This window comes from Streptomyces sp. NPDC090442, assembly GCF_044769405.1.
Taxonomy (GTDB): domain Bacteria; phylum Actinomycetota; class Actinomycetes; order Streptomycetales; family Streptomycetaceae; genus Streptomyces.
On record NZ_JBIVXW010000004.1, the window covers coordinates 224,431 to 247,020 of the forward strand.

Annotated in this window: 22 protein-coding genes; 4 read left to right on the top strand and 18 right to left on the bottom strand. The window is 68.7% G+C overall.

All coding sequences use genetic code 11. The features are described 5' to 3' along the window. The 6 genes from ACIQU6_RS05355 to ACIQU6_RS05380 all read right to left on the bottom strand — a co-directional run bounded on the left by ACIQU6_RS05355 (position 1) and on the right by ACIQU6_RS05380 (position 7,824). Positions 1–1,305: a lysine N(6)-hydroxylase/L-ornithine N(5)-oxygenase family protein gene (locus tag ACIQU6_RS05355; RefSeq protein ID WP_403480293.1), complete on the bottom strand. Its 1,305-nt coding sequence runs from the start codon at positions 1,303–1,305 to the stop codon at positions 1–3. A 184-nt stretch (positions 1,306–1,489) separates the two neighbouring features. After that, positions 1,490–2,596, bottom strand: a complete 1,107-nt coding sequence (locus tag ACIQU6_RS05360) for a cytochrome P450 (RefSeq protein ID WP_403480294.1) — start codon at positions 2,594–2,596, stop codon at positions 1,490–1,492. Further along, on the bottom strand, positions 2,593–3,780 hold the full coding sequence (locus ACIQU6_RS05365) for an acyl-CoA dehydrogenase family protein (protein ID WP_403480295.1): 1,188 nt from the start codon (positions 3,778–3,780) through the stop codon (positions 2,593–2,595). Before ACIQU6_RS05365 ends, ACIQU6_RS05360 begins: the two co-directional genes overlap by 4 nt. Next, positions 3,780–5,975, bottom strand: a complete 2,196-nt coding sequence (locus ACIQU6_RS05370) for an iron-containing redox enzyme family protein (RefSeq protein WP_403480296.1) — start codon at positions 5,973–5,975, stop codon at positions 3,780–3,782. Before ACIQU6_RS05370 ends, ACIQU6_RS05365 begins: the two co-directional genes overlap by 1 nt. A 37-nt stretch (positions 5,976–6,012) precedes the next feature. Beyond that, positions 6,013–6,873 carry a 3-oxoacyl-ACP synthase gene (locus tag ACIQU6_RS05375; RefSeq protein ID WP_403480297.1) on the bottom strand — a complete coding sequence of 287 codons (861 nt, stop codon included), beginning with the start codon at positions 6,871–6,873 and terminating at the stop codon, positions 6,013–6,015. A gap of 231 nt (positions 6,874–7,104) precedes the next feature. After that, positions 7,105–7,824 (bottom strand): thioesterase II family protein, encoded by a 720-nt coding sequence (locus ACIQU6_RS05380; RefSeq protein ID WP_403480298.1) that lies wholly within the window; start codon positions 7,822–7,824, stop codon positions 7,105–7,107. Positions 7,825–8,603: 779 nt separating this feature from the next. On the opposite strand from ACIQU6_RS05380, the gene ACIQU6_RS05385 reads away from it, so the two are divergent. Beyond that, the gene (locus ACIQU6_RS05385; protein ID WP_403480299.1) at positions 8,604–9,188 is read left to right on the top strand and encodes a class I SAM-dependent methyltransferase; all 585 of its coding nucleotides are present in this window, start codon (positions 8,604–8,606) and stop codon (positions 9,186–9,188) included. A gap of 34 nt (positions 9,189–9,222) precedes the next feature. Here ACIQU6_RS05385 and ACIQU6_RS05390 read toward each other — a convergent pair whose 3' ends face one another. The 6 genes from ACIQU6_RS05390 to ACIQU6_RS05415 all read right to left on the bottom strand — a co-directional run bounded on the left by ACIQU6_RS05390 (position 9,223) and on the right by ACIQU6_RS05415 (position 13,808). After that, a complete protein-coding gene (locus tag ACIQU6_RS05390; RefSeq protein WP_403480300.1) occupies positions 9,223–10,062 on the bottom strand; it encodes a patatin-like phospholipase family protein in 840 nt (279 codons plus the stop codon). A gap of 116 nt (positions 10,063–10,178) precedes the next feature. Then, entirely contained in the window at positions 10,179–10,571 is a 393-nt protein-coding gene (locus ACIQU6_RS05395; protein WP_403480318.1) for a VOC family protein, read from the bottom strand. A gap of 125 nt (positions 10,572–10,696) precedes the next feature. Next, positions 10,697–11,743 (bottom strand): LCP family protein, encoded by a 1,047-nt coding sequence (locus ACIQU6_RS05400; RefSeq protein WP_403480301.1) that lies wholly within the window; start codon positions 11,741–11,743, stop codon positions 10,697–10,699. Between the two features lie 72 nt (positions 11,744–11,815). Further along, on the bottom strand, positions 11,816–12,070 hold the full coding sequence (locus ACIQU6_RS05405; RefSeq protein ID WP_403480302.1) for a PIG-L family deacetylase: 255 nt from the start codon (positions 12,068–12,070) through the stop codon (positions 11,816–11,818). A 369-nt stretch (positions 12,071–12,439) separates the two neighbouring features. Beyond that, complete coding sequence (locus ACIQU6_RS05410) at positions 12,440–13,252, bottom strand: SGNH/GDSL hydrolase family protein (protein WP_403480303.1); 813 nt, start codon at positions 13,250–13,252, stop codon at positions 12,440–12,442. After that, positions 13,239–13,808: a PadR family transcriptional regulator gene (locus ACIQU6_RS05415; RefSeq protein ID WP_403480304.1), complete on the bottom strand. Its 570-nt coding sequence runs from the start codon at positions 13,806–13,808 to the stop codon at positions 13,239–13,241. The genes ACIQU6_RS05410 and ACIQU6_RS05415 overlap by 14 nt, the downstream gene beginning before the upstream one ends. Positions 13,809–13,923: 115 nt before the next feature. On the opposite strand from ACIQU6_RS05415, the gene ACIQU6_RS05420 reads away from it, so the two are divergent. The 3 genes from ACIQU6_RS05420 (at position 13,924) to ACIQU6_RS05430 (ending at position 16,198) form a co-directional block, all read left to right on the top strand. Next, a complete protein-coding gene (locus ACIQU6_RS05420) occupies positions 13,924–14,367 on the top strand; it encodes a nuclear transport factor 2 family protein (RefSeq protein WP_403480305.1) in 444 nt (147 codons plus the stop codon). A 128-nt stretch (positions 14,368–14,495) separates the two neighbouring features. After that, a complete protein-coding gene (locus ACIQU6_RS05425) occupies positions 14,496–15,467 on the top strand; it encodes an alpha/beta fold hydrolase (RefSeq protein WP_403480306.1) in 972 nt (323 codons plus the stop codon). A gap of 320 nt (positions 15,468–15,787) precedes the next feature. Further along, entirely contained in the window at positions 15,788–16,198 is a 411-nt protein-coding gene (locus tag ACIQU6_RS05430) for a hypothetical protein (RefSeq protein WP_403480307.1), read from the top strand. A 218-nt stretch (positions 16,199–16,416) separates the two neighbouring features. Here the strand turns inward: ACIQU6_RS05430 and ACIQU6_RS05435 are convergent, their stop codons facing one another. The 6 genes from ACIQU6_RS05435 to ACIQU6_RS05460 form a co-directional block, all read right to left on the bottom strand. Beyond that, positions 16,417–17,172 (bottom strand): alpha/beta fold hydrolase, encoded by a 756-nt coding sequence (locus ACIQU6_RS05435; protein WP_403480308.1) that lies wholly within the window; start codon positions 17,170–17,172, stop codon positions 16,417–16,419. A gap of 367 nt (positions 17,173–17,539) precedes the next feature. Next, positions 17,540–17,827 carry a hypothetical protein gene (locus ACIQU6_RS05440; protein WP_403480309.1) on the bottom strand — a complete coding sequence of 96 codons (288 nt, stop codon included), beginning with the start codon at positions 17,825–17,827 and terminating at the stop codon, positions 17,540–17,542. Between the two features lie 94 nt (positions 17,828–17,921). Further along, entirely contained in the window at positions 17,922–18,575 is a 654-nt protein-coding gene (locus ACIQU6_RS05445; protein WP_403480310.1) for a class I SAM-dependent methyltransferase, read from the bottom strand. 264 nt (positions 18,576–18,839) lie between these two features. Next, entirely contained in the window at positions 18,840–20,363 is a 1,524-nt protein-coding gene (locus ACIQU6_RS05450; RefSeq protein WP_403480319.1) for an RICIN domain-containing protein, read from the bottom strand. 30 nt (positions 20,364–20,393) lie between these two features. Further along, a complete protein-coding gene (locus ACIQU6_RS05455; protein WP_403480311.1) occupies positions 20,394–20,909 on the bottom strand; it encodes a hypothetical protein in 516 nt (171 codons plus the stop codon). A gap of 55 nt (positions 20,910–20,964) precedes the next feature. Next, positions 20,965–22,113 carry a hypothetical protein gene (locus ACIQU6_RS05460; RefSeq protein ID WP_403480312.1) on the bottom strand — a complete coding sequence of 383 codons (1,149 nt, stop codon included), beginning with the start codon at positions 22,111–22,113 and terminating at the stop codon, positions 20,965–20,967. Positions 22,114–22,590 lie beyond the last annotated feature (477 nt).

The window sequence follows — 22,590 nt, forward strand, 5'->3', positions numbered from 1 at the left end:
TCACACCCTCCCTCGCAGCTCGCCCTCTTCGCTGCCGTCGTCCGCCCACTCCACGAAGGAGGAGAGCTGTTCCTCCCGCTGCACCCCGCGCAGCCGGTCCACGATGCGCTGACTGCGCCACGCCAACAGGCTCAGGTTCTTGTCAGCCAGCCCCCGTTGGGACGGGGCCGCGTTCTGGACGAAGATGTTGTGATCCGGCGGGCCGTCCCAACGCACCGCGAAGTCCCGGTCCACCAGGTACTCACCACCGTCCCCGTCCAGCCGGCCGGCCAGCGGGGCGAACAGGTCCAACAGACCGGAGCGGAAGCCGGTCGACCAGATGACGACATCGGCGGGCACCCGCTGCGGCCGGTCGGGCCGGTCGTTGTTGACCACCGTCAACTCCCACCCGGCCCCGGCCCCGGACACGCCGGTGATCTCCCGGTTCGGGTACAGCCGGATCAGCCCGGGCGAGCGGGCGATGAACCGGTGGTGGTAGATGCGCTGGTAGATCGCCCGCAGTGTCGGCTCGGAGATGCCGTCGCTGGACAGCACGTTCTCCTGGTTGATCCGGTCCCGGAGCGCACGGTCCAGACCGTAGAAGTACTCCGAGAAGCACGGCATGTAGAAGTCGTTGGTGAACGGCGAGTCGTCGATCGGCAGGAAGTTGCGACGCCGGGAGAACCACGAGACCCGGCTGGGCAGTTGGTCACCCTCGCGCGAGATCAGATCGAGGAACGCCTCGGCGCCCGACTGCCCGCCGCCCACCACCACGACGCGCTTGCCGCCGAGGTCGACCGCCTTCTCGACGAAGTCGCAGACATGGAACTGGCTGTCGCAGGCGCCGGCCTGGCCGGTCGACGGGATCCACGGCCGGTTGCCGACGCCCACGGCGATGTTGTCCGCGGTGAGCACCCGGTCGTCGGTGTGCACACGGAAGACGCCGTCGAAGTCGATCGACCGGACCTCCTCCCCGTAGACGATGTTCTTCATCCGCCAGCTCGCCCACTCCAGGTAGTTGCGGAACTCCTGTCGCGGCACCGCGTCGAACTGGGCGTTGACGAAGTGGTAGATCCGGCCCTGGTCGTGCAGGTAGTTGAGGAAGGAGAACTTGCTGGTCGGATCGGCCAGGCTCACCAGGTCCTTGAGCATCGTGACCTGGAGCGTCGTGCCACGGATCTGCTGACCGTCGTGCCAGCTGAAGGCTTCCTTACGGTCGAGGAACAGGCTCGGCAGATCGCGGTGCGGAGAGAGCAGGGCGGCCAGACTGAGATTGGCCGGCCCCACACCGATACCGAGCACGCTGAGATGGTTTTTGTCGATCATCGAGCATCGCCCCCGTTTCCGGTCGAGGACCTGGTGAGTCCGGTGGTGCTCCCGCTGGCGGGTGAGGAGGGCGGCCGACGGCGCGTGGGGCGGCCGTCGGGCCAACACGGTGCCGGCACATCGAGGGGTGTCCGCGGCGCTCTGCGTGCGATGCCGCGTACCTGGTGCCCGGTCCGTAATCGGGTCATGGGAACTGGCCTTTCAGCACGGGAATGCGGGCGTTGGGCAAGGGCCGGTAGCCCGCGTGAGAGGGCGTTGCGGTCACCGTCGCGGCCACACCGACGGCGATCGCGGTGGCCAGGACACGGCCGGGGCACCCATGGGCTCCCCGGCCGAAGGTGAACACCTGCGGATCCGCCCGGCCGGGCCGGAAGACGTGCGGATCGGGATTGGCCCGCGGATCGCGGTTGGCCGCGGCGAGCAACACCACGATCGCCGAGCCGGCCGGGACACGATGACCGGCGAGGGCGGTGTCGCTCGCCACGAACCGGCGGGTGTTCTGAACGGGCGCGTCATGCCGGACCACCTCGGCGACGAACGCCGCCAGATCGTCCGGCCGCCCGTAACGGCCCAGCGCGAGCAGGGTGTTGCCGACCAACCCCGCCGTGGCGTCATAGGTCTGCGACAGCAGGCCGATCACATTGGCCAGGAGCGGGCCGGGCTGCGGCCAACCCTCGCGCGTGGCCACACGGACCAGCGCGCCGAGCAGACCGCCACCCCCGGCACGCAGGTACGGACCGAGCAGCTCAAGCAGGTCCGCGGCAGCACCCGCCGCCGCGGCATGATCCTCGGCGGTGGCCGAGGCCGGAATGCACCGGACGAACGCGCCGACGAGCCCGGCCACCTCCGCCGGGACATCCCCGTCCGCACCCAACAACTCGGCCACCACCCGCACCGGTACGCCGAATTGGAGATCGTGCCAGTCGACCGCGCGGGCCGCCTGCGCCGCGGCCAACGCGACGACCTGCTCCGCGCCGACCGTGTCCAGCGCCGCAACCAGGCTCCGCTTGCGCCGCGCCTGCCCGGCACCGTCGGTCATCCGCACCATCTCGCCGAACACCTCGCCGGCCGGCGTGCCCAGGATGCCGCGCGGCACCGGCTCGGCACCCGGCCGCACCCGGCAGGACGGATCGGCGAGCACCTCGGACACCGCCGACGCACCGGCCGCCACCCACACCCCGCCGTCCGCGTCGAAGCCGAAGGGCCGCTCGGCCACCAGCGCGGCGTAGAACGGATACGGATCGCGATGGGCGGCCGCCGTGCCCGGCGTCACCACACCTGACCGCGTCATGAGAGCCCTCGGTGCGCCCGACCCGGATCGATCGCCGCCGCGATGATCGCCCGCTGCACCTCCGAGGAACCCTCGTAGATCCGCAGCGACCGGATCTGCCGGTACAGCCGCTCCAACAGGCTGTCCCGTACCAGCCCGGCCGCCCCGAAGACCTGCACCGCGCTGTCCACGACCTGCTGCGCGGCCTCCGTGGCATACAGCTTGGCCACCGAGGAATGCCGGGCGTACCGACGGCTGCCCCGGTCGATCTCCCAGGCCGACCGCGCCACCAACAGCGCGGCCGCGTCGAGTTGAACCTCCATGTCGGCGAACGCGGCGCGCACGGTGGGCAGATCGAACAGCTTCCCGCCCTGCATCGGCCGCTCCCGGGCCCGGGCCAACGCGGCGTCCGCGGCCCGGCGGGCGAAGCCGAGCGCGGCGGCACCGACCGTCATCCGGAACCGGTCCAACACCTCCATCGCGATCGGAAACCCGCCACCGCGCCGACCGAGCAACGCATCCGGCGGCAGCGCACAGTCTTCGAGGACCAGATGACCCAGGGCGCGCGGCGCGATCATCGACACCGGCTCGACGCGCAGCCCGAGCGTGTCCGAGGGGACCAGGAACGCACTGAGCCCGAGCGCACCCGGACCGGGACCGGTGCGCGCGATCACCGTGTAGACGTCGGCGATACCCGCGTTGGCGATCCACGCCTTGGCACCGTTGAGCAGCCAACCGTTGTCGGTCTCGCGCGCCGCCAACCCGATCGCGGAGACATCCGAACCCGCGGCCTCCTCCGAGACCGCGAACGCGCCGCACAGCGTGCCCGCGGCCAGCCCCGGCAGATACCGACGACGCTGCTCCTCGGAACCGAAGCGACGGAGGGGCGTGGCCGCCAACGCCTGGATGGAGAACGCGTAGTCGGCCAGGTCGTCGGCATACGCCAGCGCCTCCCGCGCCAGGCACAGCGCGCGGTAGTCGTCCGGACCGCCGTCGAGGAACGCCAGCCAACCCGCGTCCCCCAGCGCGCGGAGGATGCGCGGTCCGACCGCTTCCGGCCGCCCGGCGCCGGCGAGCACCTCCCGGTGCTCGTCGCACCAGGCCACCAGACGCCCGGCCAGCTCGCGATGGTGATCCTCGTACAGCGGGAGTGCGAGGAGGTGGGGGTCGAAGGTGCTGGGGGAGGTGGGGGTCGTGGGGGGCATCAGATGATCACGTCCGCGGACTCGGGCCGGGCGAGGCCGGTCACCAGCTCGTGCTCGATGAAGTAGGCGAAGGAGGCATAGCCGCGCCAAATGCGACGCCAGTGCGCCGGCACCGCGTCGGCCCCGGACACCTTCGCCACGTCGTGCAGATACGCGACGATCAGCTCGGCGGACTGCCGCGCATGGCCGGCGGAGAGGTTGTCGATGGACAGGTGCGCCTCTTCGTACGCGACGTCGAAGCCGTAGTGGCGCAGCTTCTGCATCTCGTGCATCCGCATGGTGCCCAGCCCGAACATCTCGATGCCCAGGTTGTAGCCGAGGATCTCGTCGTAGAGGGAGTCCGGGAAGAGCGCCAGGCTGAGTTGGAACAGCGAGAACCCGTAGAGGTGGTCGGGGAGTTCGTCCTGGTCGAGGAAGGCGGCCTCGCGCAGGTGCGGCACCTCGATGCCCATGCTCGCGAGCACCTGATAGATCAGCGTGATGTGGTTCTTGGTGACGTCCCCGCGACCCATCTCGTCGGCGTAGATCGAGTACAACATGCCGTCACTGCGCCGGGTGTAGCGCCCGGTCGCGCCGATGCGGTGCGCCCACGCACCGTCGATCATGCTGCCCAGCGCAAAGGTCTTCTGACCGAAGACGACCTCGTCGCGGTCCGGGATCTTGGTCAACGGCCGATACGGGTTGACCAGCTTGTTCCAGTAGATGCGGTCGACGCGCTCGTTGAGGGCCACGGGTGAGTAGTCGAACCAACTCGCATCGGTGAGCACCCCGCCCCCGCCATGCGTGAACAACACCTCGGCACGGGCCAGTCCCTCCTCGGCGTGCGCCCGCGCGAGGGCCAACGTGTTGGGAAAGTTCTCGATGTTGACCAGCCGATGCAGGAAGTCACGGTCATCGCCCCGCTCCGCCGGCCGCAGCCGCACGTCCGACGGAGGCGCCGCGACGGCCGCCGCCAACGCCCGCGCGGCGCCGTCACCGGCCGTGAGGGGAGCGACCGCGACGCCGGGAGGTTCCCCCGCGGCTACCGCATCGGCCCACCGCTCGAAGGTCGCCGCCTCCCGCTCGTCGAAGATGCCGAACATGGGGCCGCCGAACTTGATGGCCTGCAGGAACCGACAGCCACCCGCACGCGGCTTCAACTGGGGCGAGGCCCGGAACTCACCGACGAACGCGCCCAGATCGAAGTCGGGATCACCGAACCGCTCGGCCAACGGTCGCCGACCGACGCGCACATTGCGGTGCTGCTTGCCCGCGAACGGAGCATGCCTGGCCACGATCCGCCCGACCTGCGCATCCAGCGAGAGCCCGGCATGCCACTCGGCAACCTCGACGAGCAGACGCGCATGCGCCAACTCCAACGCCAACGCGCGCTCGACCGCCGCGCACACCCTGCTCCTGACCGGCGCCGGGGCCAGCGCGAGGTAGTCGACGAGGGCTGCCCGCAGATCGGCCTCCGCGAGCAACGGACGGGTCCCGAGCAGGAGTTCGTCCACACCGAGCGTGGCCATGACGTAGTGCGTCCCGAACACCTCGGGCAGGAACGTCGCGGGCAACCTGGCCAGACTGAGGTAGTAGGCACCATGCCAGGCCGTGAGCGGCCGCGCCTCGGCCTGCGACAGGAAGTCCGGCGCCGTGACATCCGGCAGGAACACCCCCTGGTCCTCCAAGGCGCGCCCGCGCAGCCGATGCAGCCCGCGTCGCGGGTTGCCCTCGCCACGCCAGGCGAACTGATGGCGGACCAGGTGGTTGACCACGGTCGCGGGCTGGGTGGCCGGCTGGGAGACCGAGTCCAACCAACAGCCACCGATCAGCGCCAACGGCGCCCGCTGGGCCAACACCGCCTCCCGCACCCGGGGTTCGGCCTCACCCAACGGTTTCAGCAGCGCAGCGATCCGCCGACGCACCTCGGCTGTCTCCTCGGCGATCCGATCGGCGCCGCCCTGAGCGTCCACGCCGCCGTGCCCGGTCGGCTCCCGTGCCCCGTTGGCGGGACCATCACCACTGCAGAAACCTTTCAGCGCATGCCGAGCGAGAAGGAACACCACCTCGGACTCCTGGTCACCGACCAGGCGTCGGTAGAGCGCCTCGGGACCCGAGGCGATCACCTCGCCGGCCGCCGCAACGGCAGCCGGGTCGAACTCCGAAGTGGACTCGGGGGCTACGACGAACACGTCGGGCAGGGCGAAAGCAGGCATGGGATACCTCCGGACGCTGTCCTGGGACGGGAACGGGTCAGGGCCGTGACGGGGTCTTGCGCAGCAACATCGCGGCGCGACAACCCGGCACGCTCGCGGCGAGCAGATAGTGCCCGCCCGGCTCGGTACGGCGGTCGACGAGATTGATCAGCGGATCGGCGGCGAAACAGTGCCCGGTCCTGGCCGTGTTGCCGGTGTCGAGTTGGCTGGCCGTGAAGCCGGCCAGACGTTCCTTCATCACCACGACCGGCATGTACAGATTGCTGTGCAACACGCCGGCCAGATCACCCGGGGCCAGCCCGTGTGGCGGCAAAAGACGGTCATTGACCTGCCGTGACAGGTCCGCACTGATCTCGTTGTGCCACTCCAACGCCCCGGGGTCCTGCGCACTCGCCGAACCCAGGATCTCGAACTCACCTGGACCCGAGGTGACCAGACACCCGGCCGCACCATCGCTGAAGAGAGCGAAGCTCTCCATCCGAGCCGACTCCGTGGCACAACGATCCGCGGTGATCACCAAAACGTTGCGGTACGTGCCACCGCGCACCAGCGCCTCGGCCACCGAGAGCCCGCTCACCAGATTGGTACACCGGTTGAGGGTCAGCCCGAGGAACGCACAGTCAAGCCCCAGCCCGTTCAGGACCGCCTCCATGAACGCACCATGGGTGTGCGCGTCACCGGGGAACTGCGTCGAACACAGCAACAGGAAGTCCACATCCGCCGCCGATCCGACGACCGGCTGCCCGGCTTGCACGGCCGAGTCGACGACCAACTCCCCGACCTCGACGAACAGTTGGTCAAGGGGCTTCTCGGTGCGGTGGACTCTTCCCCAACCCCACAGTCGGGCGTCGGGTTGCATGCCGAACTCGCGTGCACGCGCGGCGAATTCGGGGATCACCTGGTGGTCCTGCTCGAACTCGCCGAGAAGGTAGTGGGGGGAGGTGAGACAGACGGGGGGAGTGGTGCCCCGCTCAGTGGGGTGAGGGGTCATGACCCGCCACTCAGCAGGGTGTGGGGTTTGGAACGCGGATTCGGTACGCGGAAGGTGGTCAACCGGTGCGGTTCGAAGCGCACGACGGCTCTAGCGCTTTGATCGGTCATGCTTCCCTCTCTGGCTCGCTGCCGGAAGCTAGATCAGCTCCACCGGCAACGCCTCCGCCGCCCGACGGATTACCTCGGTGACCGTTTCAGGATGGCTCTCGAAAAAGAAGTGCCCGCCCGCGGCCCAGTGCACCTCGGGCTCGCCGGTGCACTCTCTCGACCAGTCCACCAGATCATCGCGGCCAACCAGCGGGTCGTCCGTGCCGTTGACGAGCGAGACACCGCAATGCAGCGTGGCGGCTCGGCGATACCGATACCTCGCGACCATCTCGAAATCGGCCCGGATGTCGGGGAGTATGAATTCCTGGAGTTCCGGATCGGCCAGAAGCTCCGGCCGCAGCCCGCCGTAGATGGCGAGCGCGTCGGTAAGGCTCTGTCCACTGAGCCCCGCCACCTCGACCATGCGCGGCGTCGGATGCAGACTCGGCGCGACGCAGCCGGAAGCGATCAGATGCGCGGGCCGGTCGCCGAGCCTGCGGGCCACCTCGAAGGCCATCAACGCCCCGAGGCTGTGCCCGAACAACAGGAACGGCCCGGCGCGTTGCGCGGCGATCACCTCGGCGACCTGGTCACTTATGGCGTCGATGCCGGTGCGCTCGGGCGGGCTGACCGCGACCAGTGCGGTCACTCCGGCCAGCGCGTCCTGCCATTCGACGAATGCCTGCGCCCTGCCACCGGCATGTGCAAAGCAGTAGGTACGGGGCCAGCCCGACGGCACGTCACGGGCCATCTCGAACCACGATTCCACCGGCGTTCCTCGCTTCTGTCGCACAACAAGGTCGTGGTCAGTACGGCGAACTCTGGCGCACTCGCATCAGTCGACCACGGGCCGACAGGTGGATCATCCGGGTCCGAACATTGATTATTAATGACCATGGCACATGCTTGTCAAGATGTGCCGGCATCGTTTGCAAAGCACCGAAGTGGGCCCCAGGGCAGCAAATTTCGGCCGGCGCAGAAAAAGCTCACGGGGAATCCAAGAGTAAAGATCAAGCCGCAACGAAAACATCCAGAATCCAAGTGGACCATATAGTTCCGCCCATGTGCGGCGAAAAACAGGTGCGTTGGTGGCCGACGACCGCCCACAGCCCACGCACCCTGCCCCCAACAGGCACCGACCAACCGGCGAACGTGCAACTCCAATGAGATGGCCAGGTCGTTCGCTTCACACCGTCGCGGCAGCGAACAGCCAAGTCCCTCGCTCCGCACTCGCTGGCGCATACGTCCTACGCAAAGTGGCCCCACCGCGCACGCCACACACCACGGGCCGCCCACCACGTCACGGTGGCGAGTCATCAAGGCCGCTGGCTTCGCCATCGACCACGAACTGTGGAACGCCACCGGATCGGCCTGTTCCCAGTGCCACGCGGGATGCAGCGATAGCCCCGTCAGCACGTAGCACGTCGCGCGATACTCGGTGGCTCCCTCTGCACTCTGGGGGAGCCATCTCGCACGAGAGAGGACGCCATGGAAGCAGTCACCGCAGCCTGGGAACGGTACGCGTCAGGCCGCAGGCCCAGAAGAGCGATGAACGCCGCCGGGGCCCGTACATGGCTGAACTGGACCCAGTACGCCGACCACGGCCCCGACGAGTCCCTACTCGGCCCACTGCGCGGACGCCGGGTGCGGGAACTGGGGAGCGGTGCCGGCTGCAACCTTGCCCACCTGGCGACGCTCGGAGCCGAGTGCGTCGGTGTCGACATCGCACCGCGTCAACGAGTCAAGGCGGAGGCACGGTGGGGGGACCTTCCCAACCTCACCTTCCATACGGTGGAGGCAGCAGAGTTCCTGACCGATCCCCCCGACAGCTTCGACGTGGTGCTGTCGATCTTCGGTCCCGTGTGGTTCACCGCCCCGACGACACTCCTGCCGCTGGTGCGGCAAAGCCTGTCCACTGGTGGGGTGTTCGCGTTCTCGCACACACCGCCCAAGGCTGGTCAGCGACCAGGGGAATCACTCCGAGGGGCACGAGCGGTTTCGCGGTGGGACTACTCGGCCGATGAGTGGGCGGACCTCTTGGCGTCGTCCGGCTTCTCGAACGTCGCGGCGGACATCATCGCGCCGCCGGAGGGGGAGCAGGGAGGCACCCTGTTGGCACGCGCCGAGGCATGAGAGGCACCTGCTTGCATCAACAGAGAAACCCCGGCTAGCGCCAGAACGCGCCCGTCGCCGACGCCGCTCGCAGCCCTTGCTCGCGGCCGGCGCGCGCCGCCGATTCCCGCACAGCGGGGTCGAGCAGGTCCGGACCGATCGCCGACGCGGCGTCGTCGTCCGGGCGAATCACCTCGACCCTGGCCCCTTGTTCACGCAAACCGGCCACTTGCCCGGCGAGGTCGACGTTACCGGGAATCGACATGACCTGGAGCACCAGGACCCGGTCGCATCCCGCAGCGAGGTCGGCGTTCTCCGTCGTGCGAGTACCACCGTCGATGTAGCGGCGCCCATCGATGGCGACCGGTGGCCAGGCACCAGGCACCGCACAACTCGCCGCCACCGCATCCACGAGGTCCACACCCGAAGCGGAGTCAAACACCCGCTCCACGCCGGTCTCCGCGTCCACGGCCACGACCTTGAGGTCCGCCCCCGGCCAACGGTGCGAGGGCAGCCGGGCCTCGATCACGGCACGACGCTTGTCCGCCGCGACGGTCGAAGCAGCCAGCGCCATGGCTCCGAGCCGACGCCGCAGGTCGACGGGGCCCGCGGCCCCGTCCATCGCGTCGAGCCACAGCACCATCCGGTCATCGGCATCGAGGACGGGCGACATCTCGGGGCTCTGCAGAGCCGGGTCAACCTGGCGGTCGAGCAGTTCGGCGAGCGGAGTCCCGCTGGTGATCTGCGCGGCCACCGTCGAACCGGCAGAGGTACCGACGACCAAGTCCGCGTCGAGGACGTTCGCGCCCCCTTCGAGCAGCCCGGCCAACAGCCCAGTCTGCCAAGCCACTCCTGCCACACCGCCGCCGCCGAGTACCAGCCCACGTCGAGTCATCTGGTGATGGTATGCCTGGACCGGGGGAGGGGAAACAGCACGGCGCTCATGCGTCCGACATCGGCGAAGACCGGCCCTTGCGGCCACGACATGGCCTACGTCTCGGCCACAAACCGTCACTCGCGTGGAACGAGCCACTCCTGCAGTTCCACGAGGTTCCCCTCCGGGTCCTTGAGGTGGGCGACGCGCATGCGGTCCGTCATGGGCGCCGGGCCGTGGGCCAGTTCGGCTCCTCGCGCGGTGATCTCGTCGCAGTAGCGGTCGATGTCGTCGACCCGCAGGACGACCAGGGAGCGGTAGCCGGTCGGCTCGTCGGCGAGTTCGGCCAGGACCTGGGCCATGTGCCGGCGTTCCTGTAGGGCGATGCCGGCGGAGCCGCCGTCGGGGGTGAACTTCGCGTACGGGCCGTCCTCCGCATCGAACTGCGGCTTGAGTCCCAGGACGTCCCGGTAGAAGCGGTAGCAGCCGCGGAAGTCCGCGACGAGCAGCCGGACTTGGGCAAGTTCCATCGACATCCTCATCCCCCTGGAGAACGGCAGCGTGAGCGTGGATCCCACCGACATCACGAGACCCGCGTCACCGCACTGTATGCGAGGGGCGGCGAGGAGTAGTGGGGAGGACGCCCCCGGGGCGCTCAGCCTCCGTGTGCCGGTGACTTCTTGGAGTCGGCCGGGACGGGGCGGTCCTCACGGAGGGCGTTCCACAGCTCGCGGGCCTGGGGCTCTGCGGCGATCACGCGGTTCGGGTCGATCGCGTCGTAGTTGACCGGCAGCATCAGGGTGTCCATGGACGAGGGGTCCAGGTCGTTGAGGGACTTGGCGAATGCGGCCAGCTTGGGGAGCGAGCCCAGTTCGGAGTCGGTGGTGAGGGCCTTGGTCGCGGCGTTGGCCGTCTGGTAGAGCTTGGTGGGGTTGCCGAGCACGTTCTGCCGCTTGACCTCGGACAGCAGGGCGAGGATGAACTTCTGTTGGAGGGCGATGCGGCCCAGGTCGCTGCCGTCTCCGATGCCGTGTCGGGTGCGGACGAACGCCAACGCGCGGGTGCCGTCCAGCCGGTGCGTGCCGGCCGACAGGTCCAGGCCGCTCTCCTTGTCGTGGATCGGCCGGTCGATGGTGACGGGCACCCCGCCCACGGCGTCCACCAGGCCCTTGAAGCCGGCGAAGTCCAACTCGACGTAGTGGTCCATGCGGATGCCGGACATCGCCTCGACGGTCTTGACCACGCAGGCCGGACCGCCGCTGGTGTAGACGGAGTTGAACATGACGCGGTGCGCGGCGGGCAGCGGGGTGCCCTTCGCCGTGGTGCATTCGGGGCGGGTGACGAGGGTGTCGCGCGGGATGCTCACCGCGGTCGCCTTCCGGCGGCCCTGGGGGAGGTGGACGACCATCGCGGTGTCGGAGCGGGCCGTGTCGCCCGTGTCGCCGCCCGCCAGGTCTCCGTTGGCGCCCGAGCGGGAGTCCGAGCCGAGCACGAGGATGTTGCGTGCGCCGCGGTCCACGTCCTTGGGGCGTTCCTTGCCCAGGGCCTGGTTGATGTCGACGGTGGTGAGGTTGTTGTCGAGGTGCCGGTAGCCCCAGTAGCCCAGGCCACCGGCGGCGACCACGAGGACCAGGACGGTCCAGCCCAGCGCCCGGCGTATTCGTGCGCCGCGGCTGCGGGCCTTGCGACGGGTGTTCGTCATGCTGTCGGTGTCCTTAGGTGGGGCCCGGTGGCTGGGGCGGCGGCACTCAGAAAGGCAATGGCCGACGGTCTGTCACGAGGCGTGCGAATGTGCGTTGTTGAGGTGGGCGTTGCGTGCGCTGTCCCGCGACTCCCAGGGACGCGGATTGCGTCCGTCGGACTCGCCGTTGGTGAGGTACACGCTGGTCGTGGGCGCCCCGGAGCGGATCGCCTGCAAGACCTCCGGATTCATGAAGTACAGGTCGTCGTCGGGGTGAGCGAGGATGCTCAGGTGTGCCGCCCGCGACGTGGGCTGGCGCTCGGGATGCGCGTGCGGGTGCGAAGGCATGGAACAGGAATCCTGGAGGTGCGAGCCAGACGGCCCGCGACGCGACGACGCACTGGGCGCAGGCCGCGCCCAGCAGTCGAGCGGTTGCTAGTCGAGCCGCAAATCATACCGAACCTCCCCTGAGGGGGGAATCGGGCATACGGGGACCTTGCCTGGCTAGGGCGCTTCTGACGGATCTCCGTGGAGGAAGGAGCGGCGTCTGGTGCGTGCGATCGCAAGGCGCCGGGATGTCTTCATAGCGGAGCTATGGGGACATTTCGGCAACGCCGCGAGCGTGCGTGCCAGACGCCGCGACGCCGCGGAGATCCGTCAGAAGCGCCCTAGCTTTCTCGACACGCCCTGTGCGCTACCCCCAGAACTATGGAGGACCTATTGAGGACCTTCAGGGCTCGGAGGGGCGCTCACCGGGGTGAGTTGTGGCCGCTTGGCCGTGTGACCGTCGCCGGAGGAGCGGCCGCGTAGGCGGCGGGCGAGCCAGGGGCCGAGGAAGGCGGCGGCCCAACGGAGTTCGGCGGTGGTGGCGCGCCACCCCGTGGGTGCCGGCGTCGTCGGCCGGGGGAGGGGATGGGTCCAGGCGTCGTCGGCGCCAGGCACGTTGAGGGCGTGGGCCAGGGCGGCGGCGATGCGTTGGTGACCGAGCGGACTGGCGTGCAGGCGGTCGGGGCTCCACAGGCGCGGGTCGGTGACGACGGGGTGCTGACTGGTTTCGGCGACGGTGACGCCGTGCCGTCCGGCGGCCTCGCGGATGCGGTGGTTGAGGGCGGTGACGCGCGGGGCGAGTGGGCGGGCCAGCGGGGTGATGCGGGCGAGGTCGGGAAAGGTGAGGGTGGCGACCCGGGCGCCCTGGGTCGTGAGGGCGGCGAACATCGCCTCCAGGTGACCGGCCACGGCGTCGGCGTCGAAGCGGGGACGGAGCAGGTCGTTGATACCGGCGACCACGGTGGCCACGTCCGGGCGGAGGGCCAGCGCGGGCGCGAGTTGTTCGGCGCGGACCTGCGCGGCCAGCCGACCTCGCACCGCGAGATTGGCGTAGCCAAGGCCGGAGTTGGTACGTGCCAGGTGCTCGGCGAGACGGTCGGCGAAGCCGCGCAGGCCGGTGGCGTCGTCGCCGTCGCCCAGGCCCTCGGTCTGACTGTCCCCCAGCGCCACGTAGCGGTGGTACGCCGCGTCAGCGCCGGTCATGGGCCCGCTGCCGCTCCCGCAGGACCGCGATGGTGCGCTCGCACCAGTCGTGGTTGCCCTGCTCGAAGGCCAGTCCGCGCAGACACGTCAGGTACGGACCGATGGCTTCGCCCTCGCGCAGGAACTCCTCCTCGGTCCGGTCCCCACGCATCTTGCGCAGCATCTTGCCGAAGAGGTCGATCCTCGCCTGGGCGAAGGCAACGCGCCCAGAGAGCTGTGACACCAGGGACTCGGCGTCGACGTGGTCGGCGGCCTGGACCATCACCAGCAAGTCGTCCCGGATCAACGAGGGTTTGGTGTCAGCGGCCGTGAACTTCTCCAACTCCGCCAGCCCGGCATCGGTGACCTGGAACAGGCGCTTGGTCGGCCGCGTCTCCTGGACCACCTCCCGGCCCGCGATCAGCCCGTCCTTCTCCAGGCGGGTCAACTCGGCGTAGAGCTGCTGCGGTCGGGCGTGCCAGAAGTTCGCCACACCGAGGTCGAACGCCTTGGCCAACTCGTACCCGCTCAACTCCCCGTCGAGCAGCGCCGCCAACACGGCGTGCCGTAGCGCCATCGAGCCGATCGCCTCCTCCGTGCCTTTGCACCTCTATGCCTCTGTCATCGAATACCTCACTCATGATAGTCATGGACATGAGTAATCATGTTGATGATTATGAGGGGAGCAAGCCATGTCGACCGTTGTGGCCGCCGAGCGGTTCCGTGCCGCAGTGGACAGCCGTGAACTCGCCGCTCTGGACGACCTGTTCACGGAGGACATCCGGTTCTACAGCCCGGTGAAGTTCACCCCCTTCGAAGGCAAGCCGATGGTTCTGGGCCTCTTCCGGGTCCTGCTGCGCACCTTCGAGGACTTCCGTTACGTCGGCGACCACACGGGCACCGCCGAGACCAGCACTGACGGCACGTCAGCACCCTCGGCCGTACTGCTCTTCCGCGCCAAGGTGGCCGGCAAGGAGATCCACGGCATCGATCTGCTGCACTTCGACGACGCCGGTCGGATCAAGGAGTTCACCGTCATGGTCCGCCCCCAGTCCGCCGTCCAGGCCCTGAGTGAGGCGGTCTTCGCCGGCCTGGTCGCGGACGGCCTCGTGCCGGCGCCGCAGTCCGGCCAGTAGGCGGCTGTTCCGCGCCCGACGGCGTGGGGTAAAGCTGCGTTGGCACTCACACGTAGCGCGTGTGCGACTGTCGTGCGCACCGCGTGTGTCGTCCGTATCGCACGTATCGCATAGGAGTGGGTTCGCCCATGGTTGAGCATCGCATGATCGACGTGAACGGCATCCGGCTGCACATCGCGGAGGAGGGGGAGGGCCCGCTCGTCGTGCTGCTGCACGGCTTCCCCGAGTCCTGGCACTCCTGGCGCCACCAGTTCGGCCCGCTGGCCGCGGCCGGATTCCGAGTGGTCGCCCCCGACCAGCGCGGATACGGCCGCAGCGACCACCCGGAGGCCGTCGAGGCGTACAACATCCTCAACCTCGTCGGGGACGTGATCGGCCTGATCCACGCCCTGGGCGAGCAGCAGGCGTTCGTCATCGGACACGACTGGGGCGCACCGGTGGCCTGGCACACCGCGCTGCTCCGTCCCGACGTCGTGCGCGGGGTGGCGGGCCTGAGCGTACCGCCGCCCTTCCGCGGGGACCGCCCGCCGCTCGCGGCCATGCAGGAGCGCTTCGGCGGACGGTTCTACTGGAACTACTTCAACCAACCCGGCGTAGCCGACGCCGAGTTCGCCGCGGACGCCCGCACCACCCTGCGCACGTTCTTCTACTCCGCCTCGGGCGACGGCCCCCACGCAGGCCGCCCGGACTCCGCCCTGGTCTCCGACCCGTCACGGGGCTGGCTCCCGGACATGACCAACCCCGAGACGCTCCCGGACTGGCTCACCGAGCAGGACCTCGACGAGGTCACCGCCAGCTACGCCCAGGGCTTCACCGGCGCCCTGAACTGGTACCGCAACCTGGACCGCAACTGGGAGCTGACCGCCGCCTGGGACGGCGCGGTCGTCAGCCCGCCCTCGCTCTACATGTACGGCGACCGCGACCTGGTCCCGGCGTTCCCCGGCGCGAGCGAACTCATCGCAAACCTCCCGAAGTTGATGCCCAACCTGCGCCGCGCACCGCTCGTGCTCCCGGGCTGCGGCCACTGGACCCAGCAGGAACGGCCCGCGGAGGTGAACGCGGCGCTGGTCGAGTTCCTGACGGAGGTGTCGGGTTCCTGAGGGGACCGGCGAGTTCTCTGAGGGATGGCGGGGCTGAGGCCGGTCCGGTGGGCCGGCCTCCACCGCGACGGGTTCCGGGGTGAGCCTGCGGCCTGCGACGGTAGTTGTTCAGCTCTCGCTCCGCGCAAGGGTCGGGAACACGTTGCCCTCCCCGCCGTTGGCGATCTGAGAGGCGTTGGCTGAGGTACCGGCATCGACCGCCACCCGAATGGGTGATTGAGGGGTTGTGACGCGTCGTCCGCATGTGACGGGGGAGAGTGAGGAGGTCCCGTCGCCCGCTCCTGAGCGGGCCCAACAGCGTTGCTCCAAAGGGGAATCCCATGCCCGACAGCGAGTCGATCACGGTGCAGGACGGCACGATCCGCAGCGGAAGCCCGGACTCCGCAGTAGACCGGGTCGCCGACTTCTACGGCACCTACATCGACGCCGTCTCCGATGGCACCGACGACCTGTCCGACCGCCTTCGTGCCCACTACCTCACGGAGGACCTCCAACAGCGGTTGGCCGCCTGGGAAGAGGCCAACCACGCCGATGGCGTCCTGCGCGCCCAAGACGTGCCCACCAAATGGGAAGTCCGCTATCACGATCACGGCGCCGGGCACCTGTTCGTGACGGTTACCCTCACGTGGGGCACCGGCCCGGACGCCGGGCACACTCGGCTGGCGGTGCAGGGCGACCTGAGCACCAAGCTCATCTCGGACATCGAGGACGGCGTTCCCACGGACTCCTGAGACCGGGCCCGAGGAGATCGGGTGCGGACGACTGCCCGGCGGACCCTGCTCGCCCCGCCCCGCCTCGTGGACCTGACGTTGGACGCCGGGAGCCCAACGGGCGGGGCGGGGGGAGAGTGCCGGCGACGGGTGCGGGCCAGAGCGCGGAAGTCCCTACCCGCCGCCGGGGATCTGAGCGGGTGCGGGCGGACCCGTACCCGCGAACGCGTCTCGGACGGTCAGGCGCGCAGGAACGCCTCCAAGGCGGTGGCGAAGGCCACCGGGAGTTCGTGCATCGGGTAGTGGCCCGAGTTTGCCAGGACCTCCAATTCGGCCTGGGGGTAGTGCTTCAGCCAAGTGGCCCGCATCGCCTCGGCGTTGATGGCCAGATCATGTTCGCCGACGAAGACCTTCACCGGAAGGGTGTGGCCGGCCACCTTGGCGGCGAAGTCCTGGGTGGTCCAGTCGGTCAGGTAGGCGGCGACGGCCTCCGGCCGGGAGAGGGTCACCGAACGGTTGGTCATGGCGTCCAGCCAACGGTTGCTGGCCCGGTGCCCGGTGATCATGTCGATGATCACCCGCCGATTGGCCGGATTCTGCGCCGCGCCGTGGAAGAGGTCGTACGCGTCCCCCTCCAACGGATACGGGCTCGCCGGAACCGGCGCCACCCCGACCAGCTTGCGCACCCGACGCGGAGCCTCGACCAGCACCCGCTGCGCCGCCTTGCCACCCATCGAATGGCCGACCACGGAGAAGGTCTCCCACCCCAACTGGTCGGCCAGCGTCAGCGCGTCCGAGGTGATCTCGGCGAGCGTGAACTCGCCCTCCACGTACCGCCGTTCACCGTACCCACGGTAGTCGAGGAAGGCGTAGCCGAACTCCTCCGGGGTCAGGTGGTCAAGGAATGTTCCCCAGCCCGCGCTGGTGCCGAACCAGTCGTGCAGGACCAGGACCTTGTGTGCGCCGGTGCCGATGGTGCGGTGACTGATCGTCATACCGAGACCTCTCGTACGAGTGGAGTGACGGCCGTTACTTTGCCCAACCCGCGGCGCGCTACTCCGTCATTCACCCGACAGTCGGCCACGACGCGGTCAGTTGGCTGACGGCGCACTCACCGCAGAACGGTTCCGCCGGCGGCGGTTGCCCCGGCCCTCCGTTGAGAGAGCGCACCGGAGAAGCGGTGCGGGAGGTCAACGGTGCGGACCTTCTCGAACCCCTGGGACGGGTAGTAACGACCGAGCGTTGGATTGCTCTTCCAGACATCGACCCGGAGCCAGCACTTGCCAGCACGTTCCGCTGCCAAGGAGGCCCAGTCGAGCATCGCGGCCCCCAAGGACATGCCTCTGACGGCAGGGCGGGCGATCAGCCGGCGCACATACAGCGCGTCGTCAGGGGCATCGGCCGGCAACCAGAACTCAGGTTGGCGAACCCGTCGAGGGCGATCGTCCCCAGGTAGGTGACGGAGCCGTCGAGCGCCACATGGGCGGTTCCGCGCGCGATGTCACGGGAGATCCTGTCGACGTTCGCCGGGTACTGCCACTGATCGATTCCGCGGGAGCCCAACCAGACAGCCGCCTCGTGCCACATCGTGGAGATGATCCCGGCCTCGTCGATGCGGGCGGGGCGAAGAGTGGGGTGGCGGTTGTGCACGTGGACTCCCTGTCTCCGGCGCATGGGTGCCGTACCGGCCGCGCTGACGTAGCAGGGGAGGCACTGCGTACCTCGCCCCGTGGAGTCCGCACGCCTACGCGGCGCGCTTCTCCGCGACGGCGACGGTCGCTACTCGGGGAACCTCGACGAGGAACCTCTTGCCGCTGGAACGCACGACTGGCCGGGGCGCGGCTGTGGGGCACGTCGCCAACTCGGCGCAGAAACAGGTGTGGTCGAAGGCGGTGGCGAGCAGGTCCCAACCTGCCGTGGGGCCGAGCGTGGCGAAGTATGGAGCCAACCCGTAGCTGTTGGCCAAGTAGGAGAGCATGGCGGCCTTGGCCCGATCCGGAGAGGTTCCCGGCAGGACCAACGGGTCGTAGACGTCGTGCAGGGACAGGACGACCGGTTGGGAGCGGAAGAGGGCCTGTAACTGGCGTCGGGTGTAGTGCGGGTAGTCGTGGCCACCGGGGGCGTGCGGGTCGACGACGGTGCGGAAGAAGAGCGCCATGGGGCTGGCGGGATCGAAGTCGTGCAGGATCACCTTTCCGCCCGGCCGCACCACCCGGACCGCCTCGGCGACGGCGCGTGGCCGGTCTTCGAGCGCGATGTGGTGGGAGCCGTAGGCCAGCAGTACCGCGTCGACGCTGTTGTCGGCCAGGAGTAGGGCGTCGGCCGCCTGACGTATGGCCGGCAGGCCGTGGGCGAGCGCGGCCGACACCATGGCCGCGGAGATGTCGCTGGTCAGCACGGCCAGGCCGGGCGGTAGCCGGTCGGGGCGCTGGGCTACGGCCCGGGCGATGAGCGGGAGCTTCCACTCCGTGAGCTGTGCTTAACCACAGCCACTTCAGCCACACGTTCAACCGCGAGTGCCCGTTGCGGTGTTGGCCCACACCGGCCGCCGTGTCGCGATGCAGCAGGTGCCGTTGGAACCGGAAGTGTTCCGCCGTGAAGCCCCGTTCGCAGAGCTTCTTTGACGTGGTCAGGGGCGAGGTCGCCCCTGACCACACGTGCGTCACACCGGGAGCAACTGCCACTGTCGGGCCCGGTGGTCGCCCTCCGCCCCGTGTTGCTTGATCGCCGTAGGGGCGTTGGTGTCGACTCGCAGCAGCAGACCGCTGCTCCGGTTCGCGATCTCGTACACCCGCGGGGTGTCGGTCGCGGAACCCACCGGGATCAGCCTCCACTGCTGGTGGTGCGCGCTGCCACCCTCGTACGCGCGTTGCGCGACCGCCGCCCCGTCCGCCTGTCCCGCTCCGACGACCTCCAGGACCTTGCCGCTGCGCACGTTCTCGATCGTGTAGAGAACGTCGCCGTTGTCCTGGCCGGCCACGACGAGCCGCCACCGTTGGTGGTCCCGGGGGACGGCGAGCAACTGGTGGATCTCGGCCCCGTCCTTGGTGGACTCACGCTGGACCGCCATCCGCAGCCTGCTGCGGACGTTGGCCCAGGAGGCCACCGTGCCCGCATCGGGCAGTCCGGCCATCCTCGGCGACGCGATCCTCCGAATCCGGTTGTTGGCGTGGTCGGCGATGTAGAGGGTGTCGACGCAGTCCACAGCGAGTCCGAACGGCCTGTTCAGCTGGGCCGAAGCGGCCGGGCCGTCGTCACCGCCGAAGCCGGCGGTGCCGTTGCCGGCGACCGTGCTGATCTTCCCATCCGCCGCGACCTTCCGGACCCGGTGGTTATTGTAGCAGGAGATGGAGAGGCAGCCGGTGCTGTCCACCACCACACCCACTGGGACGTTCAGTTGGGCGGCGGTCGCCGGGCCGTCGTCACCGCTGAAGCCCGGGGTGCCCGTGCCTGCGACTGTGCTGATCTCCCCGTCAGCCGTGACCCTACGAACCCGGTGGTTTTGGGCGTCGGCAACGTAGAGGTTGCCCGCGCCGTCCACCGCCACTCCATGGGGGCGGTTCAGTTGGGCGGCGGTTGCCTGGCCGCCGTCGCCTTTGAACCCGGGGGTCCCGTCCCCCACGACCGTGCTGATCGTCCCGTCCGCTGTGATCTTCCGGACCCGGTTGTTGTGGTACTCGGAGACGTAGAGGTTGCCGGTGCTGTCCACCGCCACCCCCATCGGGAGGTTCAGCTTGGCGGCGGTGGCGGGGCCGCCGTCACCACTGAAGCCCCCGCCTGTGCCGGCGACCGTGCTGATCTTCCCATCGGCCGTGATCTTCCGGACCCGGTGGTTGCCGGAATCGGCGACGTAGACGGCGTCCGCGCTGTCCACCGCCACCTCGCGAGGGCAGTTCAGTTGGGCCGAGGCGGCAGGACCGTTGTCACCCCGGTTGCCTGCGGCCCCGTTCCCCGCGACCGTGCTGATCCTCCCGTCGGTCGTGACCTTCCGGACCCGGTGGTTGGCGTAGTCGGAGAAGTAGAGGGTGCCGGTGCTGTCCACCGCGATCCCGTACGGGTTTTTCAGCTGAGCCGAAACGGCAGGCTCGTTGTCCCCTTTGAACCCCGGAGTCCCGTTCCCCGCGCACGTGCTGATCGGAGGGGCGGAGTCCTCGCCACCTGTGGCTGCTGCCTGGGCAGTACTCATCGTCATCCCTTCACGTTCACTGACCGCTTGCTACGAGCGCTTGTTGCTGGAACCGGACGGGTCCTCGGCGGTCGCCTTGGGGGCCTTGGGTTCCTTGGCCTCGGGTGCCTCAGGCGTCTTGGGTGGCTTGGAGAAGTCGCTCTTCTTCGGCTTGTTCTCCAGGTCCTCGTCCTTCTGGAGGCCGCTGTGTTCCGTCACCGTCGTACTCGACTCCTGCATGCCGGCGGACGCGGCCTTGGACACCGAGCTGGGATCCTGGGCGTACTGGGCCTGTGCCCCGGCCGATGCCTGGGTGGTCTGGATGAAGGAGCCGAGGAAGCCCAGGATGGCCCGTGCTTCGGGGGACTGCTCCTGCACAACCCTCGCGCGGGAGTTGGCCCCGTGGATCGAGCTGGTGAACAGGCTCGCGCTCGTGTCGTCGTAGGTGCCGTCGTCGGAGTCCTCGAAGTCGACGCCCGCGCCCGGCTGTGGCTTGGCTCCGTCGGTGGTCACTGAGAACAGCCCCGCGCCCTTGCCTGCGAAGCCGAAGATGTTGTCGAACACCATGGTCGTTACCCCTGGTTGTCGTCGTGGCGGCGTCGTGGCGGTGTCGCCCGCTCGGTCAGGGCCCCTTGTGCAATGCTCGGTCGCTACCGGTCAGGCTCTCGCCGTCGAACATCGTGTGGTTGGCCTCCAGGGCGGAGACGACCTCGGCCAACCCCTTCATGCGGAAGCCGTTGCCGTCCCCCAGGTCGATGTCGCCGATGTCGCGGGCGACGACGTGGTCGAGGCCCGGGTAGTTCCGGGACTGCGGGGGAGCCAGCACCGCAACCGGTACGGCGTACTTCACCGCGAGCAACCCGGAGAAGGTCACCGGGATCTCGTAGACGAACTGCTTGCGGGTACGCCGCTGCGTGACGAGGGTCTTCACCCGGGTGCCCGCCGGGACCTTGCCGGAGATCTCCGATTTCGAGGCCCAACTGGTGGTCAGGGAGCCGCTGACGGAGGCCATGATGCCCTGCATCAACTGGGCGTTGAGCTCCGCTTTGCCGGTTGCGCTGCCCGTGGTCGTGAACGCCACCGAGTTCGTCACCGAGGTTGTCGCCGAGGCTTGCGTGGAGTTCGTTGCCGAGTTCGTCGCCGAGTTCTTCGTGGCCGTCTCGACGCCGTTCGCGGTGTCCGTCCCGATGTCGTCCTTGCTGTTCTCGTTGGTCACGGTGTTCGTGGTCTTGTTCTCCAGGTCGTTCTGTAGCTGCGCCTGGAGCTCCGTCCCGACCTGTGCTTGGAGCTGTGCCTGGAGGTCCAGTTGGAGCTGGTTTTGGAGCTGGAGCTGGAGTTCCGCGCCGACGCTGCCGCCGAAGGTGAGCTGGGTCTCTCCCTGGAGCGTCCACGTGATCCCGTTCGACACGGTGAACTCGACCGAGTCGGTGAAGTCCATCTCGGACGTCAGGCTGCGGTTGGCGTAGGTGCGCGTGGAGAACGTGTCGGGCGGAGGCTGGTCGATGTTGCCCCGCTCCTCGATCAGTGGTTCCCCGAGGTTCATGTAGGCGAGCCAGCCCAGCTTGAACGCGGACCCGGGGAAATCGCCGAAGCTGGACTTGTTCAGGGAGAACCCGACGGGTTTGTGCTGCACACCGTAGTCGTCGACGTAGACCAGGTTGGGGTGGTCCAGGATGGACTTCCAGGTCTGCTCGATATTGAGTTCCCGCAGATTCTTCTTCGTTAGCGGTTGGCGCTTGGCCCGTTCCAGGTTGTACGCGTTGGAAGGCATTCCCCGTCCTCGACTGATCTGGGAGAACTGCGCTCGGTGAAGCGGAAACAGACGTCTGTGCATGTTCCGGCAATCGAAATTATCACGGGCTCCATCACTCGCTAGAGTGCCTCTTTGTATTCACCCAAACGGGTGATCACGGTTCGGTGGATGTTCTCAACTTGCCAGGCAGGGCAGTAAGTTGAAGCGCTGCCGATCACCCGATCAGTGACTTTCGGGCAGTCCCCTCTGTGAGCGCCCTGACCTCGCCTGTTGACGCGGGTAAGGGTGCGTGATTCGGCCAACCAATCGTTTTCGGACTCGTTTAGTCGAGGGTGATTGAGCATGCGGTAATCGCGGTAATGCCGCGCGACAGACCGCTGAACTGGCGCCCCAACGCGTTGTTCTCCCCATCCAGAACAGGTGAGGTTTCCGCGATGTACACCCAAGAACGCACGACAATGGCGAATTTGGTGGTCGGCGGCCCGGTGGCCGTGA